Below are 15,293 nucleotides of genomic sequence, written 5' to 3' on the forward strand. Positions count from 1 at the left end.
GGTCTCCTGAGATGAGTTCCGGGCGAGAGGGGATCAGCGGGGAGCGATGAGAAGGCTGGCGCTGGAATGGACCGTCGCGGCGTGACCCGACAGGACCAACGTGGTCGAGTCCATCTCGGTGATCACGGCGGGTCCCTCGACGACGTTGCCTGCCAGCAACTTCGCCCGGTCGTAGATGCCGGCCTTCGCGTACTCGCCGTCCATCCACACGTCGTTCGTGGACACCAGTGCGGCCGACGGATCTTCACCGCCCTCCTCGAGCGGCTGGAACGCCACGTCCGGTCGCGGCCCGCTGACCGTGACGCGCAGGTTGATGACTTCGCGTTCGTTCTTCAGCAGGAACGAGAAGAGACGCTCGTGTTCGGTGTCGAATGCCGCTCCCAGAGTGGACAGCAGATCACCGGACTCGAGTGCGCTCGCGTCGAGGTCCACGGGGATCTCGAAGCCCTGGCCCTGGTACCGGAGATCCACCTGGTACTTCGCCGTCTGCTGTTCCGTGGGCACACCCTCGGCCGACAGTCGTGCGGCAGCGGACGTCGCGAGTTCCGCCAGGGCGGTGCGCAGCTCGGCGTCGTCGGTGTCGGAGAACGCACGGATCATCGTGCGGGCGCTCTCGTCGCGGACGCAGGTGGTGGCGTCTCCGTAAGCGCAGAGGACGCCGGGTGACGGCGGGACGATGACGGGCCACGCGCCGGTGAGACGCCCGAGTGCGTTGGCGTGCAGCGGACCTGCACCGCCGAACGACACCAGTGCGAAGTCGCGGGGGTCGTAGCCCTGCTGCACGCTCACCAGTCGAAGTGCGCCGAACATGTTCTCGTTGACGATGTCGACGATGCCCGACGCTGCTTCCTCGGGACTGCCGAGTCCGATGGCGTCGGCGATGGTCGCCACCGCCGTCCTGCTCGCGTCGACATCGAGGCTCACCTCACCACCCGCGAGGGCGGCGGGCAGGTACCCCAGCACGACGTTGGCGTCGGTCACCGTCGGCTCCGTGCCGCCGTTGCCGTACGCCGCGGGCCCGGGATCGGCACCCGCGGACTGCGGTCCCACCCGCAGCGCCTTCGTGAGCTCGGGGACATGGGCGATCGACCCGCCGCCGGCACCGACCGTCCGCACGTCCACGCTGGTGGCGCGCACAGCGAGGTCGCCGACCTTGGTCTCGCGACCGATCCGCGGCTCACCGCCGAGGACGAGTGCGACGTCCGTCGACGTGCCGCCCATGTCGAAGGTCAGGAAGTCGGTGTAGCCGGCCTGCTCGGCGAACCACACCGCGCCGGTCACGCCACCCGCCGGGCCCGACAACAGCAGGGACACCGGCGACTCGGCCGCCTTGGCCGACTGCACCAGACCACCGTCGCTGCGCAGGATCGACAGCGGCGCGGTGATGCCCTTCTCCTGCAGCGACCGGTCGAGGTTCCGCACGTAACGTGAGACCTCCGGCTGCACGTAGCTGTTGGCCACGGTCGTCAGAGTGCGTTCGTATTCGCGCATCTCGGGCAGCACCTGGCTCGAGATGGAGATCGGAATGCCGGGCAGTTCGCTCTCCGCCCACGCCGCGACCTGCTTCTCGTGCGCGTCGTTCGCATACGAGTTGATCAACGAGATGGTCAACGCCTCGATGCCTGCGCCGGCCAGTCGACGCAGTTGTGCGCGGGCCTGCTCCTCGTCGAGTGGGGTGATCTCGGACCCGTCGGCAGCCAGTCGTCCGACCACCTCGACGGTGTTCTCGAGCGCTGCGAGCGGTTCCGGCTTGGGCCAGATGATCCAGCCTGCGAGCCCGCCCGGGACGAATGATCGGGCGATCTGCAGCACCTGGCGGAACCCGTCCGTGGTGACGAGCCCGACGCGTGCACCGCGTCCCTGCAGGATGGCGTTGGTCGCGACCGTGGTGCCGTGCAGAACCTGCCCGATCTCCGACGGCTCGATCTCGGCCTCCGCGCAGACCTTCGCGATGCCGTTGAGCACACCGATCGACTGGTCCGCAGGGGTGGAGGGTGTCTTGGCTCTGAAGGTGGTGCCGGTCGTCTCCTCGAGAAGCAAGACGTCGGTGAAGGTGCCGCCGACGTCGACGCCGAGTCGATAACGCATGGTGTTCTCCCGTGCTGTGAGGGTGAGAGGAGCGAAGGTCAGATGATGCCGCGCTCCGCGAGCGCCGCCCGGTCGGATTCCGTGACTCCGAGGAGTCGGCCGTAGATGTCGGAGTTGTGTTCTCCCAGTTCGGGTCCGGCGTGCCGAACCGAGCCGGGGCTGTCGCTGAGCTTCGGTGCGACGTTCGCCATGGGGATCTCGCCGAAGTCCGGGTGCGCCAGGCGCACGATGGCGTCGCGCGCGGCGAAGTGCGGATCGTCGAACATGTCCCGCGCCGTGTAGATCCGTCCGGCGGGGACCCCGGCCTCGTGCAGAAGGTCGAGCACGGTCTCGGTGTCGAGGGCGGACGTCCAGGCCCCGACGATGTCGTCGAGCTCGGTCATGTTCTTCCCGCGCGCCTCGTGGTCGCGGTAGCGGGGGTCCTCGATCAGGTCGGTCCGGTCCATCGCGGTGACCAGTCGCCCGAACACCGAATCTTGGTTGGCGGCAACGAGGATCATCTCACCGCCCAGGGTGGGATAGACGTTGCTGGGCGCGATGTTCGGCAGCACGGAGCCGGTGCGCTCACGTTGGTACCCGCCGATCTCCCATTCGGGCAGCAGGGATTCCATCATGGCGAGCACCGCTTCGTAGATGGCCGAATCGACGAGCTGTCCCCGTCCGGTGTTCTCCCGGTGATGCAGCGCGGTGAGGACGCCGATCGTGGCGAACACGGCGGCCAGCGAATCGCCGAGGGAGATGCCGGTACGAGACGGCGGCATCTCGGGACTGCCGGTGACGTATCGGATTCCGCCCATGGCCTCGCCGATGGAGCCGAAGCCCGCCCGTGGTGCGTAGGGGCCGTTCTGGCCGTACCCGGTGACCCTGGCCATGATGAGGCGCGGATTGATCTCCCGCAGTGCGTCGAACCCGAGGCCCCAGCGCTCCATCGTGCCGGGGCGGAAGTTCTCGACCACGATGTCGGCGTCCGCGATGATCCGGCGGGCGAGATCCTGGCCCTCGTCGCTGCGCAGGTTGCAGGTGACGGACTTCTTGCCGCGCGCGACGACGGGCCACCACAGGGACTTGCCGTGCGGCTTCTCCCGACCCCATTGGCGCATCGGATCGCCGGTGCCGGGCGGTTCGAGTTTGATCACCTCGGCGCCGAAGTCGGCCAGCAACTGTCCGCAGAAGGGGCCGGCGAGAAGCTGACCCATCTCCACGACGCGTAGATCGGACAGTGGGCCGGTGGGGGCCTCGCTCATGAGGACTCCTTCGTCTCGTCGGTCGTGAGGGCCTGAAGCAGAACATGTTTGGCGGCACGGACGTGGGCGCGCATCACCGAGTCCGCCCACGTCTCGTCGCCGGCGCGCAGTGCCGCGACCAGGTCGCGATGGTGGGCGTGACTGCGTGCGAGATCAACGGGGGCGTAGCGATGGAACGTGCGCATCACCAACGGCAGCTGGATCACCGCTCCGAGCATCGAGATGAGGCGGGTGCTGGCCGCCGCGGTGCGCACGATGGCGTGGAACTCGTCGTTCAGTTGCGCCATGAGGTCCAGGCGCTGTTCCGCTCCGTCCGCGGCCGCGGTCTCCATGAGGTCGCACAGCTCGGCGAGTCGGTCGACGTCCTTCTCGCCGATACGTGATGCCGCACGTGCCGCGGCCATGGCCTCCAACGTCATTCGCAGGTCGTAGATCTCCTCGAGGTCGTCCGCCGTCCACTGGTACACCCGCGCCCCGCGGTGCGGCAGGACTTCGACGAGTCCCTCCATCTCGAGCTGACGAAGTGCCTCACGCACCGGTGTCCGGCTGGTCTCGGTGAGTTCGGCGATCTCCACCTCTCCGAGACGTGCACCGGGCGCGTACGCCCCGGACACGATGCTGTCGCGGAGGTGCGCGTAGACGCGGTCGACGGCTCTCGCCATGGATGCGACTCCCTGGGGTCGGTGGTGAATTGTTCACAATGTAGGCCCACCGCGAGGCTGTGTCTCGGTAATCCCGGTTAAGTTCAGGTTTCCGATCCGCTATTGCATACAACGAGGTGTCGGCGCAGGATGGGGCCATGACTGCGGTGCAACTTGTCGAGGTAGGTCCCCGTGACGGACTGCAGAACGAGGACGCCGTCCTCTCCGTCGACGACAAGATCGAGCTGATCACGCGCAGCGTCGCCTCCGGTGCCACGCGCATCGAGGCGGTGAGCTTCGTGAACCCGAAGCGGGTGCCGCAGATGGCCGGTGCCGAGGAGGTCATGGCGGGCGTCCCGCGTGGCGGCTCCGTCTCCTACATCGGGTTGGTGCTCAACCGACGCGGACTCGACCGCGCACTGGCGGCCGGCGTCGACGAGGTCAACGTCGTGGTCGTCGCGACGGAGGAGTTCAGCAGGCGCAACCAGGGGTGCTCCGTCGACGAGGCGGTGGCGGCGGCGCACGACATCATCACGGATGCGCGTACCGCGGGGGTGCCGGGCACGGTCACCATCGCCGCGTCCTTCGGGTGCCCGTTCAGCGGTGAGGTGGATCCGGTGCGAGTCGGCGAACTCGTGGCACGGATCGCCGAGTGTGCACCGGCCGAGATCGCACTCGCCGACACCATCGGCGTGGGGGTGCCGGCGCAGGTGCGCCGGTTGGCGGAGCTCGCCACTCGGAACGCCCCGAACATCCCGCAGCGCTGGCACTTCCACAACACGCGGAACACCGGCTACGCCAACGCGCTGACCGCACTGGAGACGGGGGCGCAGGCACTCGACGCCAGCATCGGCGGCTTCGGTGGGTGCCCGTTCGCACCCGCCGCCACGGGGAACATCGCGTCCGAGGACCTGATCTACGCGCTCGACCGCTCCGGCGTCGAGACGGGAGTGAACATGGACGTGCTGGTCGACGCCGCGACCTGGCTCGGCTCGGCGCTGGGCAAGGACGTGCCGGGGTTCCTCGGGCGTGCGGGTGGGTTTCCTCCGCGGTGACCCGCGGGAAGGCCGGAGGCCGGCCGGTTCTCAGCGGGAAGGCCGGCTGTGATTCGTGTTCCCGCGGGCGATTCGTGTTCCCGCGGTAGATGCAACGCCTACGGGAACACGGAAGGCCAGCGGGAAGGCCGGAGCCCGGCCGGAGGCCGGTCGGTTCTCAGCGGGAAGGGCGCACCAGCGAGTACACGAGCGTGTCCGTCCATTCGCCCATGCACCAGCAGTCCTGCAGTTGCAGAGCTTCCTCGCGTAAGCCGACCCGTGCAGCGAGCCGAGCCGAGGCCGCATTGCGCGCGTCCATCTCTGCGGTGACGCGCCGAACCCGGTCCAGAGCGAGTGCCTCGTCCAGCACTGCCTGCACCGCCTCGGTCGCGTAGCCGTGGCCGGAGACGTCGCGCGCGAAGGTCCACCCGAGTTCGACGGTGTCCTCGGCGACGAACCACGCGGAGACGGTGCCGATCACCCGCCCGTTCAGTTCGACCAGGGCATTCAGTGCCCCCTCCTCGAGACTCGTTCGCTCACAACGTCTCTGCACTGCGATTCGCGCGTCCTCCGGCGTCCACGGCTCGTGCATGAGGTACCGGCAGACCTCGGGATCGGTGTAGAAGTCGAGCCGGTGCTCGTCGTCCGGGGAATAGGTGCGCAGGGTGAGCCGTGCTGTGACGGCGACGACGGTCACGAGCGCGGCCTCGTCGCCGCTGCCAGGACGAGGAGTAGCGCCGCCGCGGCACCACCGACCAGGAATCCTGCACCGGGAGAACGGGAGTCGACCACCACGCCTATGCCCGCGGAGGCGAGGGCGGCACCCGCGTTGACGGCGGTGTTGATCCAGCTCGACGCCTCGGTGCGCACGTCCGCGGTGGTCAGGTGATCGGACAGCAGGTACCCGGTAACGAGGGCGGGGGCGATGCAGAAGCCCAGCAGGAACAGTCCGACGTGCAGCGGCACCGTGGTCGAGACCAGCGACAGCGCGGTGGTGAGGACGGCCATCGTCAGGACGGTCGTCAGGAGTCGACGGGTCAGCGAGCTGGCCCAGCTGCGGCGCCCGTACAGCAGTCCGCCGCAGACACTTCCGGCTCCGAGGGCCGCGAGGAGCGTTCCGGCCGAGCCGATGGAGCCCTGCTGAGCGGCGAACGCGGTGGCGGCGATCTCCACGGTTCCCAGGACGGCCCCGACTCCCGCCATCGCCGTCAGGACACCGAGGAAGCCGGGCCGGCGGAGTGGACGCGACGAGGGGGTGGTCCCTCTCGTGCGCGGGCCGTGTCCGCGCGAGTGCCGGCTGGTGGTCATGCCGACCGTGCCGACGACGGCGACGCATCCCGTGGCGGCGAGTGCGATCGACGGGGACAGCGCGGTGACGAGGGTGGCGCCGAGGAGGGGACCGATGGTGAACATCGACTCCTCGCTCACGGCATCGAGACTGTAGGCGCGGGTGCGGGTCGGCCCCGGAGGCGTCAGCGAACTCCAGACGACACGCATCGAGGCACCGAGCGGGGGAGGGAAGAATCCGGTGACCAGACTGCCGAGCACCAGGGGCCAGGCCGGGGCATCGACATAGGTGAGAACGGCGAGAGTGCCCAGGGCCATGGCGAATCCGACCGCCATCGAGACCAGGGCTCGGCGCTGACCGATGCGGTCGACGAGACGGGCCCGGTACGGCGACGCCACCACGTTGGCAACACCGAACGCACCCGTCGCGGAACCCGCGACCGCGAACGATCCGGTGGCGCGCTGTACCGCCAACAGGATGACCAGTCCGACCATCGCGAAAGCCAGGCGGCCGAGCAGTGCGGGGAGGAAAGCGCCTGCGGCACCGGGCAATCGGACGATGTCGAGATAGCCGAGCGGATCCGCGGCACGGTCGTCAGTGGGAGGCGGGTACGCCACCGGTCACCATGTCGAAGACGGCCTCGAGTTGAGCCCGGCCCTCGTCGACGTCGGGGTGGCGCTCGGCGATCTGGTTCAGCAGGGCGCGCTGGAAGATGCCGTCGATAGTGATGTAGGCGGTGGCCGGCGTGAGAACAGGAGCCGCCCCGACCAGGTCGCAGTACCGCGCGACGACACGCCAGATCATCTCCTCGCGCCGGGACTCGATCTCGAGAACGTCGGCGCGGAAGGAGGAGTCGAACAGGCTCTGATTGCGCAAGTCGTACCAGAGGCGGTGGATCGCCGCGTCGGCGAGAAGAGTGCCGAAGAAGGTCTCGGTGAACGAGCGTCGCAGTTGCTCCGCGGACTCGGCGCCGGCGACGACGTCGTCGTACCGCGTCACACAGATCTCCTCGTACTGCCGCACGGCATGCGCGATGAGATCGAGCTTGTTGGAGAAGTAGTAGTGCAGGACGCCGTGCGAGTACTCCGAGTTCTGGGCGATCTCGCGCAGGCTGGTGCGGGCATAACCGAGTTCCGCCAACGTCGCCAGAGTCGCCAGTGCGAGCTCGCTGCGACGCGCCTCGAACTTGTCTCGAGAGCGCTCCTCGACGCGAAGTCGGGGGTCGGTGGTCTGGGTCACCCGGACAGCATACCGCCGCATCGACGAACCCTTGACAGTCGTCAAGATTTTTCTTGACGACTGTCAAGATGTGTCCCTAGTGTTGCCTGCATCACACCGGACGACGGATGTGATCCCACGCAGAACGCTTCGAACAAGGAGAGCGGACATGACGAGTTATGACCTGACCGGACGAACGGCACTGGTCACAGGTGGTGCGCAGGGCCTCGGCGCAGGAATGGCGCAGGCTCTCGCGGCGGCAGGAGCATCCGTCGCCATCGCCGACATCAATGCCGCGGGTGGTCAGGAGACGGTCGAAGCGCTGCGGGCCACAGGAGCGAAAGCGGAGTTCGTCCAGCTCGACGTCACGGACGACGCGGCCTGGGAGGCTGCGGTCGAGTCGACCATCGGCGCACTGGGCGGGCTCGACATCGTCGTCAACAACGCGGGTATCGAGGTCACCAGTCTCATCGCCGATCTCGATGCCGAGGCGGCGTCCGCGATGCTTCAGGTCAACGTCATCGGCACCGCACTCGGCGTGAAGCACGCGTTCCGCGCGATGCGCCCGGGCGGCAAGGCAGGCAGGGGCGGATCGGTGGTCAACATCGCCTCGGTCGCCGCCACCATCGCGTTCCCGGGAATCAGCCTCTACTCCGCCACCAAATCGGGCATCGACCGGCTGACCCGAGTCGCGGCCGCCGAGTCGGGGAAGCTCGGCTACGGCGTGCGCGTCAACTGCATCTATCCGGCACTGACCCCGACTGCGATGGGCAACAAGCTCGCGGTCGACACCGCCGAACTCGGCCTGTTCCCCTCCGTCGAGGCGGCAGTGCAGACCGTCGTGGAACTGACGCCCCTCGGTCGTCTCGGCCAGGTCGACGACATGGCCGACGCCGTGGTGTTCCTGTCGTCCGACGCCGCGAAGTTCATCACCGGCGCGGGACTTCCCGTCGACGGTGGCATGGGCATGTGACCCGCCGGCCCACCAGCACGCCACTCGACCACCCCACTTCGAACCAGGAGATCAACCATGCCCACTGACAAGCGCGTCGTCGTCTACGGAGCGTCCGGTTACACGGGTCGCCTCATCTGTGAGTACCTGCGCGAGTACAACATTCCGTTCCTGGCCGCCGGCCGCGATCACGCCCGCCTGAAGGACGCTGTGAGTGCCGTCCCGGGTATCGACACCGTCGAGCACGAGATCGTCGAGGTCGAGCACACGGTGGAGGCGCTGACCGAGGCCTTTCGCGGCGCGACCGTGGTCCTCAACACCGTGGGACCGTTCGCCCGCTACGGCCACGAGGTGGCGCAGGCCTGCCTGGCCATCGGTGCTCACTACACCGACACCAACGGCGAGCAGAACTGGATGATCGACGCCGAGGCGCAGTACAGCGCCGATTTCGCCTCGCAGGGACTGGTTCTCACGCCGGGCCTCGCGCAGATGTACTCCATCGGTGAGATCGCCGCGAACATCTGCCTGGAGAATCCTGGTCTGAACAGCCTCGACATCCAGGTGTTCTGGAAGGGGCACCCCACCGTCGCCTCGACCAACACCATCCTCACCAACGCCGCGTTCTCCAAGGCCTACTACCTGGAGGAGAACGAGTACGTCGAATGGCCCGCCGACGCCGGGCTCTACACCGTGAGCGTTCCCGGTCAGCACGATCTCGGCCTGGCTTTGCCGTGGGGCGGCACGTCGCATCCGGTCTGGTTCAAGAACGACCCTCGGGTCACCACGGCGAAGGCTCTCGGTGGTGTCTTCAATCCGCCTCTCATGAAGGCGGTTCCGATGTTGGTGGCCGCCGCCCTCGAGCAGATGGAGGGCAAGTCTGACGAGGAGAAGTACCGCATCATCGACGAGCAGTCGTCCGCGATCCGCAGCGAGATGCCGCCGCGGGAGAATCCGCGCCTGAACACCTCCCTGGACTCGGTGTACGCATCGGGTCCGCTGGGCCGCGCACACTGCGTCATCCACGGCAACTGCAACTACAAGCAGACCGCGCTGCTCAACGCACACGGGGCTGCCGCACTCCTGCAGGGAGCCCCGCGCAAGGTCGGATTCGCCTCCAGCTGTGAGGCATTCGGTCACCGCGAGTTGCTCGGCACGCTCCGGGCGTTCGGTCTGGTCCTGGACCCGATCGTCACCGTGCACCGCTGAGATGCGACTCTCCGACTACCTGGACAAGGGCGTCTCGCTCGGCCGTGAGGCACCGTGTCTCACGGCCGGGGGTGACACCTCCACCTACGGTGAGGTGTACGACCGGTCGGTTCAGATCGCGGCGGCGCTGCAACACGACGGTGTCGAGGCCGGCGATCGTGTCGCCGTTCTGTCCGGCAACGATCCGCTGGCGCTGACGTGTGTCTTCGGCATCTCGCGCGCCGGCGCGGTGTGGTGCCCGGTGAATCCGCGGAACGAGGCCGACGAGAACCGCCAGCTGTTCGATCTCTTCGGATGCCGAACCCTGTTCTTCCAGAGCCGATTCACCGATCTGGTCGACCGGATCCGAGGTGATCTGCCGCATCTCGTGCGACTGGTCTGCCTCGACGGTGCCACGGAGTGGTCGATCCCCTTCGAGTCGTGGCTCGCCGATCATCGCGGCGAGCTCGACGCCGACAGGCGGCCGCCGCGCGGGCTCGCGATGCTGGCGGGAACGGGCGGTACGACGGGAAAGCCGAAAGGGGTGCGGCTGACCGAGGACAACATGATGACCTCGACGGCGCTCGCGCTGATGAGCTATCCCTTCGGTGTGCGGCCGCGGTACCTCGCGCTGGCGCCGCTCACGCACTCCGCCGGTGTGCTGACGTTCCCGATCCTGAGTCTCGGCGGCGAGGTGGTCGTCATGGCGGCCCCCGACATCGGGGAGTTCCTGGCGCTGATCGAACGGCACCGCATCACCCATGCATTCCTGCCTCCGACGGTGATCTACGGCGTGCTCGACCACCCGGATCTGGATCAGCGGGACCTGTCGTCTCTCCGCTGCCTCTGGTACGGGGCGGCACCGATGTCGCCGACGCGGCTCGAGGAAGCGCTCACGCGCATCGGGCCGGTGCTGGGGCAGCTGTTCGGACAGACCGAGGCTCCCAACATGATCGCCACCCTGGCGCCGGCGGATCACTTCCGTCCGGACGGCACGGTGGCGACGGAACGGCTCACCTCGGCCGGTCGTCCGACACCCCTGACCACGGTCGCCATCATGACCGAGAAGGGCGACCTCGTCGGCACGGGCGAGCGGGGCGAGATCGTCGTGCGCGGTCCCCTGGTCATGGACGGCTATCACGAGAATCCCGCGGCGACGGCGGAGGTGGGCGCTCACGGTTGGCACCACACGGGCGACATCGGCTACCTCGACGACGACGGGTTCCTCTTCGTGGTCGACCGTGCCAAGGACATGATCATCACGGGCGGATTCAACGTCTACTCGGCCGAGGTGGAGCAGGCACTGCTCGCGCATCCCGCGGTCAAGGAGTCGGCCGTGGTGGGACTTCCCGACGAGAAATGGGGAGAACGGGTGGTGGCCGCGGTCGAACTGCGCTCGGGTCACAACGCCGAGGTGAGCGAGATCATCGCGTTCGCCAAGTCCCGCATCGGCAGTGTGAAGGCGCCCAAGGTGATCGAGATCTGGGACGTGCTGCCGCGCTCGAAGGTGGGAAAGATTCTCAAGAACGAGATCAGGGCAACCATGGCGACGTGATGCGGAACACCACGAGTGGGTCTACCATCCAACAGACCACATGGTATGTCCGTACCGGGCGCGGTCGGGGCCCGGCGACTCGCAGGAGGTCCCCCATGTCTCGTCGTCTCGCTCGCACACTGGTCGGTGCCACGGCTGCCGGTGCCGGAGCCGTCGCCATCGCACTGTCCGGCAGTGCCACGGCGTCCGCGGCTCCCGCGCAGGGACCGATCTACTGGCAGTCGTTCGGTGTGCTCGTCATACCGGCGAGCGAGAACTGTCAGAACACGGCGGAGCGCTACCGCGCGCGGGGAGACATCATCCTCGTGGACTGCGCGGCGACGTGGGCGTATCCCGGCTACCAACTGGTCGGTGTCCGTACGGACTTCGGGAGCTGATCCGCGCTCCGTGCCCCCACCGGGTCGATCATTACGGTGGGGGCATGGTGCTGTCCCCGCGGGTCCCGGATCTGGCTGCGCTCGACGTGCTCGTGTCGGTCGCCCGGTCCGGCAGCATGAGCGCGGCCGGGCGGGAACACGGGTTGAGTCAGCAGGCGGTGAGCGCGCGGGTGCGTGCCGCGGAGCGCGACATCGGCGTCCGCGTGTTCGATCGCGGAACGAGCGGTGTCGCACCGACTCCCGAGGGCGTGGCCGTCCTGGAATGGGCCGGCGGTGTGCTCGAGGCGGCGGACCGATTCGCCACGGGTGTGCAGTCGTTGCTGCGCGAGAAGAATGCTCATCTGACCGTGGCCGCGAGCATGACCGTGGCGGAGCATCTGGTGCCCGGCTGGATGGTGTCCATGCGCGCCCAGCACCCAGACGTGCACACCCGGATGCGGCTGATGAACTCGGCCGACGTGGTCGATCACGTGCGAGACGGGCGAGCCGAGCTGGGTTTCGTCGAGGGTCCCGACGAGCCGCCGGGGCTGAGCGCGGTGGTCGTCGGCAGAGACGAGCTCGTCGTGGTCACCGGACCCGACCATGCGTGGGCCGGTCGATCGATCACCCCGGCCGAGTTGCGGTCGACACCGTTGGTGCAGCGGGAGCCCGGATCGGGCACGCGCACCACGTACGAGCTCCGGGTCCGCCCGACGGTGCCACCGATTCTGGAGCTCAACTCGGTGACGGCGATCAAGTCCGCGGTGCTCTCGGCGAATGCCCCGACCGTCCTGTCGTCGCTGGCCGTGGCCGGAGAGCTGAGAGCCGGCTCGCTCGTCCGGATCGCCGTCGACGATCTGACCATCGTGCGTGAGCTGCGCCTGATCTGGAACCCGACGACACCGCCGCGAGGGCCCGCTCGCGACTTCCTTGAGATCGCCACGGCTCGTCCCTGACCACGGTCCGGTTCGGTACGGCGGCGAAGTGGGCACACTGGAGGCATGGAGATCACCGGCCACCTCACGCCCGACGAGTTCTGGACCCAGCAACGCGCGATCGAGGACCAGATCCGCGCCGAGTCGACCACCTTCCCGACCTACACGGTGAACGGGTGGAACGGGGTGCGGGTGATGGGCCCGTGGTCGCGCGAGAACGACGTGCTGACCAGCGTGACACTGCGGCACGGTGAGGTCGACTGGGACGGCGACGGCATCGACGGCCCCTTCGTCGAGGTCACCACCACCACGAAGGACGCACACCGCACAGCGCTGAAGGCGATGCTCTCGGCGATCGGTCTGACGCCGATGTCGCCCGAGTACAAGCGGAGACGCGAGGCCATCGCGGCCACGGAGGCGCGCCGCGTCGTCGTGCCGGTGAACGGGGAGGACACCGACTTCGAGATGCACGGCGGGCAGGAACGGTGGTGGGCGTCGGCGACGGTGGGCGACCACGGTGTGGTGATCGAGGCGCGGCGCCACCCCGTCGAGGCGGTGGCGCTGATGTCGGAGACCGACATGGAGCCCTACCTCGACGGCCTTCGCGCCGCGATCCGTACGAGTCGGGGCGAGTGATGGCGCTACCCTCGCACGGCCGATTCCCATACTCGCCCATCACGTCTCGTCCGCCGTTCTCGTGGCCGGGCGGCGCGTCCCTCGCGGTGTACGTCGCCGTCAACTGCGAGCACTTCCCGTACGACGACGGAGCTCCCGGGCTGGGATGGACGCCGGGGATGGACCAGCCGAACACCTACAACTGGGGTTGGCGCGAGTACGGCAACAGGGCAGGCGGCTTCGCGTTGGCCGACACGTTGCGCGACAGCGGTATTCGCCCGACTCTTCTCGTCAACGCGGAGATCTACGAGCATGCGCCCGATCTGGTGGCGGCGTATCGCGCACTCGGCGCGGACGTCGTCGCTCACGGCCGCACCAATGCCGAGCAACCGAACCAGCAGGACGAGGACGCGGAACGTCGCACCATCGAGGAGGTACGGCGGGCGATCGAGTCACACGAGGGTTCGCCACCTCGGGGCTGGATGAGCCCGGGCGCGAATCCGAGCCGGGTGACGGAGGATCTGTTGGCGGAGCAGGGATTCGAGTACACGCTCGATTGGCCGATCGACGACCAGCCGGTGTGGATGGCCACGCGGGGCGGACCTCTGCTGAGCGTGCCGTACCCGCACGAGGTCAACGACCTTCCTGTGTTCGTCCATCACCACGGATCGGCGGAGGATTTCGAGCACATCGTCGTCGACTCGTTCGACGAGCTGAAGGAGCAGTCGCGGCGCGCACCGCGGGTGTTGGCGATCTCCACGCACACGTTCCTCACCGGGCAACCGCACCGGCTCAGACGCTTCCGTCGAGCGCTGGATCACCTGACGTCACACGCCGACGGTGTCTGGTTCACCACCGCCGGCGACATCGCCGAGCATTATCGGACGGTCACTCCGCCGCCCGCGTGACGTAGTCCTGCAGCTGCGCCTCGGTGAGATTCGCCTCGGTGAGTGCCGCGAGGGCCTCCGGATCGAGGTTCTCGGCACTGCCGTCCGCGAAGCGCCGTGCACCCTCGGCCGTGACACCGCGTGCTCGCAGCTGTGCGAACACCTCGTCGGTACTCATACGCCCGCCGGGAGTGCCCGTGCCGCGACTCCCGCTCCCATGTTGTATCCGAGGTGTCCGCCGAGTGCGCCGCCCAGGCCGGCGACGGCGAATCCGGCGAGCGCGAGCGCCTTCGACGTGGTGTCCGGCGGCGACGCGTCCGCTGTCTTCGCGCGCCGGCGGTACGACGCCGTGAACAGTGCGAGGGCGACGGCGTTGGTGCTCGCGTGGATCAGACCCACTCGTCGTTGTTCCGCGCTGAGTGTCGACCACGTCGCCCACCCCGTCACCAGTGCGGTCGGGGCGGTCACCAGACCGGCACCGATGAGGCGCCGCGCTGCCGCGGAGTCACCACCGGTGACATCGAGAAAGACTGCGCTGGTCCACAATCCGACCGAGGAGTAGGCCATGATGGGATGCATCGGGTGGCCGATGAAGGTGCCGCGGAGGAGGCCGTCGATCTGTGTCCCCTCGAGAGCGGATCGGAGCTTTCCGGCGATCGGGTCGCTGACCGGATCGAGGAACGTCGCCTTCTCGAGCGGGTGGAACAGCGGTGTGAGATTCATACCGTGTCGGATACCCGCAGCGGTCGAGGGTAACCGCGGCGCACGGTGCGCTCGAGAATGCCCAGCGTCGCGCGCAGGGACGATCCGGACACGACGGGAAAGATGTCACGCTCTCGCCAGTCGGGATGGATGTCGGACCAGTCGTAGTAGGACGTGACGAGCGTGCCCTCCGTGCCGTCCTCGAAGGAGTGCGGCGCGAGCCGGTACCCGTAGCGGTGGCCGATGGGCGGTCGCACCGTGCCGACGATCGTCCACGAGATGTCCCGATCGCGCTCGAAGGTCGCGATGGTGACCTCCACGTCGTAGGTACCCATCGGGAGGTCGCCGAGTGCCTCGCGATCCATGTGCACGACGAAGGTGTCTCCCGCGGACGTCACGGGTGCGCCGTCCGCGCTCATCAACATGCCCGAGCCGTCGATGGCGACGTGGCCGTCGGGATCGCAGAGCACGTCGAAGATGTCCGCCGCCGGCAACGGCATCACGCGCTGGAACTCGAGTCGTTCGTCAGTCATGGGTCCAGTCTGCACTTGTGCAGGACCCGGGTGCGCAGGTCGTCATTGAAGACGGTGCCC

General features: G+C 68.1%; 17 protein-coding genes. 8 read left to right on the forward strand and 9 right to left on the reverse strand.

Annotated features, from left to right (window positions below; genetic code table 11):
- Positions 1 to 33: 33 nt before the first annotated feature.
- From JOE30_RS05515 to JOE30_RS05525, 3 genes are read right to left on the reverse strand one after another with little or no spacing between them, the layout of a single operon-like run.
- Positions 34 to 2,088, reverse strand: coding sequence for a hydantoinase/oxoprolinase family protein (locus JOE30_RS05515; protein ID WP_204869704.1), 2,055 nt, complete (start codon positions 2,086 to 2,088; stop codon positions 34 to 36).
- A 38-nt stretch (positions 2,089 to 2,126) separates the two neighbouring features.
- Positions 2,127 to 3,332: a CaiB/BaiF CoA-transferase family protein gene (locus JOE30_RS05520; RefSeq protein WP_204869705.1), complete on the reverse strand. Its 1,206-nt coding sequence runs from the start codon at positions 3,330 to 3,332 to the stop codon at positions 2,127 to 2,129.
- Positions 3,329 to 3,994 carry a GntR family transcriptional regulator gene (locus JOE30_RS05525; protein WP_204869706.1) on the reverse strand — a complete coding sequence of 222 codons (666 nt, stop codon included), beginning with the start codon at positions 3,992 to 3,994 and terminating at the stop codon, positions 3,329 to 3,331. The genes JOE30_RS05520 and JOE30_RS05525 overlap by 4 nt, the downstream gene beginning before the upstream one ends.
- A 137-nt stretch (positions 3,995 to 4,131) precedes the next feature.
- Between JOE30_RS05525 and JOE30_RS05530 the strand changes: the two genes are divergently transcribed.
- On the forward strand, positions 4,132 to 5,028 hold the full coding sequence (locus JOE30_RS05530) for a hydroxymethylglutaryl-CoA lyase (protein ID WP_204869707.1): 897 nt from the start codon (positions 4,132 to 4,134) through the stop codon (positions 5,026 to 5,028).
- Between the two features lie 157 nt (positions 5,029 to 5,185).
- Here JOE30_RS05530 and JOE30_RS05535 read toward each other — a convergent pair whose 3' ends face one another.
- Genes JOE30_RS05535 through JOE30_RS05545 form a run of 3 tightly spaced genes read right to left on the reverse strand, consistent with a single transcriptional unit; the run spans position 5,186 to position 7,555 of the window.
- The gene (locus JOE30_RS05535) at positions 5,186 to 5,704 is read right to left on the reverse strand and encodes a GNAT family N-acetyltransferase (RefSeq protein WP_204869708.1); all 519 of its coding nucleotides are present in this window, start codon (positions 5,702 to 5,704) and stop codon (positions 5,186 to 5,188) included.
- Complete coding sequence (locus tag JOE30_RS05540; RefSeq protein ID WP_204869709.1) at positions 5,701 to 6,912, reverse strand: MFS transporter; 1,212 nt, start codon at positions 6,910 to 6,912, stop codon at positions 5,701 to 5,703. The genes JOE30_RS05535 and JOE30_RS05540 overlap by 4 nt, the downstream gene beginning before the upstream one ends.
- The gene (locus tag JOE30_RS05545; protein WP_204869710.1) at positions 6,890 to 7,555 is read right to left on the reverse strand and encodes a TetR/AcrR family transcriptional regulator; all 666 of its coding nucleotides are present in this window, start codon (positions 7,553 to 7,555) and stop codon (positions 6,890 to 6,892) included. Before JOE30_RS05545 ends, JOE30_RS05540 begins: the two co-directional genes overlap by 23 nt.
- A gap of 127 nt (positions 7,556 to 7,682) precedes the next feature.
- Between JOE30_RS05545 and JOE30_RS05550 the strand changes: the two genes are divergently transcribed.
- The 7 genes from JOE30_RS05550 (at position 7,683) to JOE30_RS05580 (ending at position 14,019) form a co-directional block, all read left to right on the forward strand.
- Positions 7,683 to 8,486, forward strand: coding sequence for an SDR family NAD(P)-dependent oxidoreductase (locus JOE30_RS05550; protein WP_204869711.1), 804 nt, complete (start codon positions 7,683 to 7,685; stop codon positions 8,484 to 8,486).
- A 57-nt stretch (positions 8,487 to 8,543) separates the two neighbouring features.
- On the forward strand, positions 8,544 to 9,671 hold the full coding sequence (locus JOE30_RS05555; protein WP_204869712.1) for a DUF5938 domain-containing protein: 1,128 nt from the start codon (positions 8,544 to 8,546) through the stop codon (positions 9,669 to 9,671).
- A 1-nt stretch (position 9,672) separates the two neighbouring features.
- Complete coding sequence (locus JOE30_RS05560) at positions 9,673 to 11,205, forward strand: AMP-binding protein (RefSeq protein WP_204869713.1); 1,533 nt, start codon at positions 9,673 to 9,675, stop codon at positions 11,203 to 11,205.
- Positions 11,206 to 11,300: 95 nt separating this feature from the next.
- Complete coding sequence (locus JOE30_RS05565) at positions 11,301 to 11,582, forward strand: hypothetical protein (protein ID WP_204869714.1); 282 nt, start codon at positions 11,301 to 11,303, stop codon at positions 11,580 to 11,582.
- A 44-nt stretch (positions 11,583 to 11,626) separates the two neighbouring features.
- A complete protein-coding gene (locus tag JOE30_RS05570) occupies positions 11,627 to 12,517 on the forward strand; it encodes a LysR family transcriptional regulator (RefSeq protein ID WP_204869715.1) in 891 nt (296 codons plus the stop codon).
- Between the two features lie 45 nt (positions 12,518 to 12,562).
- Positions 12,563 to 13,132 carry a hypothetical protein gene (locus JOE30_RS05575; protein WP_204869716.1) on the forward strand — a complete coding sequence of 190 codons (570 nt, stop codon included), beginning with the start codon at positions 12,563 to 12,565 and terminating at the stop codon, positions 13,130 to 13,132.
- Complete coding sequence (locus JOE30_RS05580) at positions 13,132 to 14,019, forward strand: polysaccharide deacetylase family protein (protein ID WP_204869717.1); 888 nt, start codon at positions 13,132 to 13,134, stop codon at positions 14,017 to 14,019. The genes JOE30_RS05575 and JOE30_RS05580 overlap by 1 nt, the downstream gene beginning before the upstream one ends.
- On the opposite strand, the gene JOE30_RS05585 is transcribed toward JOE30_RS05580, so the two are convergent.
- Genes JOE30_RS05585 through JOE30_RS05595 form a run of 3 tightly spaced genes read right to left on the reverse strand, consistent with a single transcriptional unit; the run spans position 14,000 to position 15,233 of the window.
- Entirely contained in the window at positions 14,000 to 14,176 is a 177-nt protein-coding gene (locus JOE30_RS05585) for a hypothetical protein (protein ID WP_204869718.1), read from the reverse strand. The two genes, JOE30_RS05580 and JOE30_RS05585, sit on opposite strands and share 20 nt — an antisense overlap.
- Positions 14,173 to 14,721 (reverse strand): DUF2231 domain-containing protein, encoded by a 549-nt coding sequence (locus JOE30_RS05590; protein ID WP_204869719.1) that lies wholly within the window; start codon positions 14,719 to 14,721, stop codon positions 14,173 to 14,175. The genes JOE30_RS05585 and JOE30_RS05590 overlap by 4 nt, the downstream gene beginning before the upstream one ends.
- Entirely contained in the window at positions 14,718 to 15,233 is a 516-nt protein-coding gene (locus tag JOE30_RS05595; RefSeq protein ID WP_204869720.1) for a polyketide cyclase, read from the reverse strand. Before JOE30_RS05595 ends, JOE30_RS05590 begins: the two co-directional genes overlap by 4 nt.
- Positions 15,234 to 15,293: the final 60 nt, after the last annotated feature.

The organism is Rhodococcus sp. PvP016, from assembly GCF_017832185.1.
Taxonomy (GTDB): domain Bacteria; phylum Actinomycetota; class Actinomycetes; order Mycobacteriales; family Mycobacteriaceae; genus Rhodococcoides.

Excerpts from the sequence above, each read along its gene's own strand:
- JOE30_RS05550 (WP_204869711.1), top strand. The coding sequence starts at position 7,683 with ATGACGAGTTATGACCTGACCGGACGAACGGCACTGGTCACAGGTGGT.
- JOE30_RS05565 (WP_204869714.1), top strand. The coding sequence starts at position 11,301 with ATGTCTCGTCGTCTCGCTCGCACACTGGTCGGTGCCACGGCTGCCGGT.
- JOE30_RS05515 (WP_204869704.1), bottom strand. The coding sequence starts at position 2,088 with ATGCGTTATCGACTCGGCGTCGACGTCGGCGGCACCTTCACCGACGTC.
- JOE30_RS05570 (WP_204869715.1), top strand. The coding sequence starts at position 11,627 with ATGGTGCTGTCCCCGCGGGTCCCGGATCTGGCTGCGCTCGACGTGCTC.
- JOE30_RS05580 (WP_204869717.1), top strand. The coding sequence starts at position 13,132 with ATGGCGCTACCCTCGCACGGCCGATTCCCATACTCGCCCATCACGTCT.
- JOE30_RS05555 (WP_204869712.1), top strand. The coding sequence starts at position 8,544 with ATGCCCACTGACAAGCGCGTCGTCGTCTACGGAGCGTCCGGTTACACG.
- JOE30_RS05530 (WP_204869707.1), top strand. The coding sequence starts at position 4,132 with ATGACTGCGGTGCAACTTGTCGAGGTAGGTCCCCGTGACGGACTGCAG.
- JOE30_RS05595 (WP_204869720.1), bottom strand. The coding sequence starts at position 15,233 with ATGACTGACGAACGACTCGAGTTCCAGCGCGTGATGCCGTTGCCGGCG.
- JOE30_RS05545 (WP_204869710.1), bottom strand. The coding sequence starts at position 7,555 with ATGCGGCGGTATGCTGTCCGGGTGACCCAGACCACCGACCCCCGACTT.
- JOE30_RS05585 (WP_204869718.1), bottom strand. The coding sequence starts at position 14,176 with ATGAGTACCGACGAGGTGTTCGCACAGCTGCGAGCACGCGGTGTCACG.
- JOE30_RS05560 (WP_204869713.1), top strand. The coding sequence starts at position 9,673 with ATGCGACTCTCCGACTACCTGGACAAGGGCGTCTCGCTCGGCCGTGAG.
- JOE30_RS05525 (WP_204869706.1), bottom strand. The coding sequence starts at position 3,994 with ATGGCGAGAGCCGTCGACCGCGTCTACGCGCACCTCCGCGACAGCATC.
- JOE30_RS05575 (WP_204869716.1), top strand. The coding sequence starts at position 12,563 with ATGGAGATCACCGGCCACCTCACGCCCGACGAGTTCTGGACCCAGCAA.
- JOE30_RS05590 (WP_204869719.1), bottom strand. The coding sequence starts at position 14,721 with ATGAATCTCACACCGCTGTTCCACCCGCTCGAGAAGGCGACGTTCCTC.
- JOE30_RS05520 (WP_204869705.1), bottom strand. The coding sequence starts at position 3,332 with ATGAGCGAGGCCCCCACCGGCCCACTGTCCGATCTACGCGTCGTGGAG.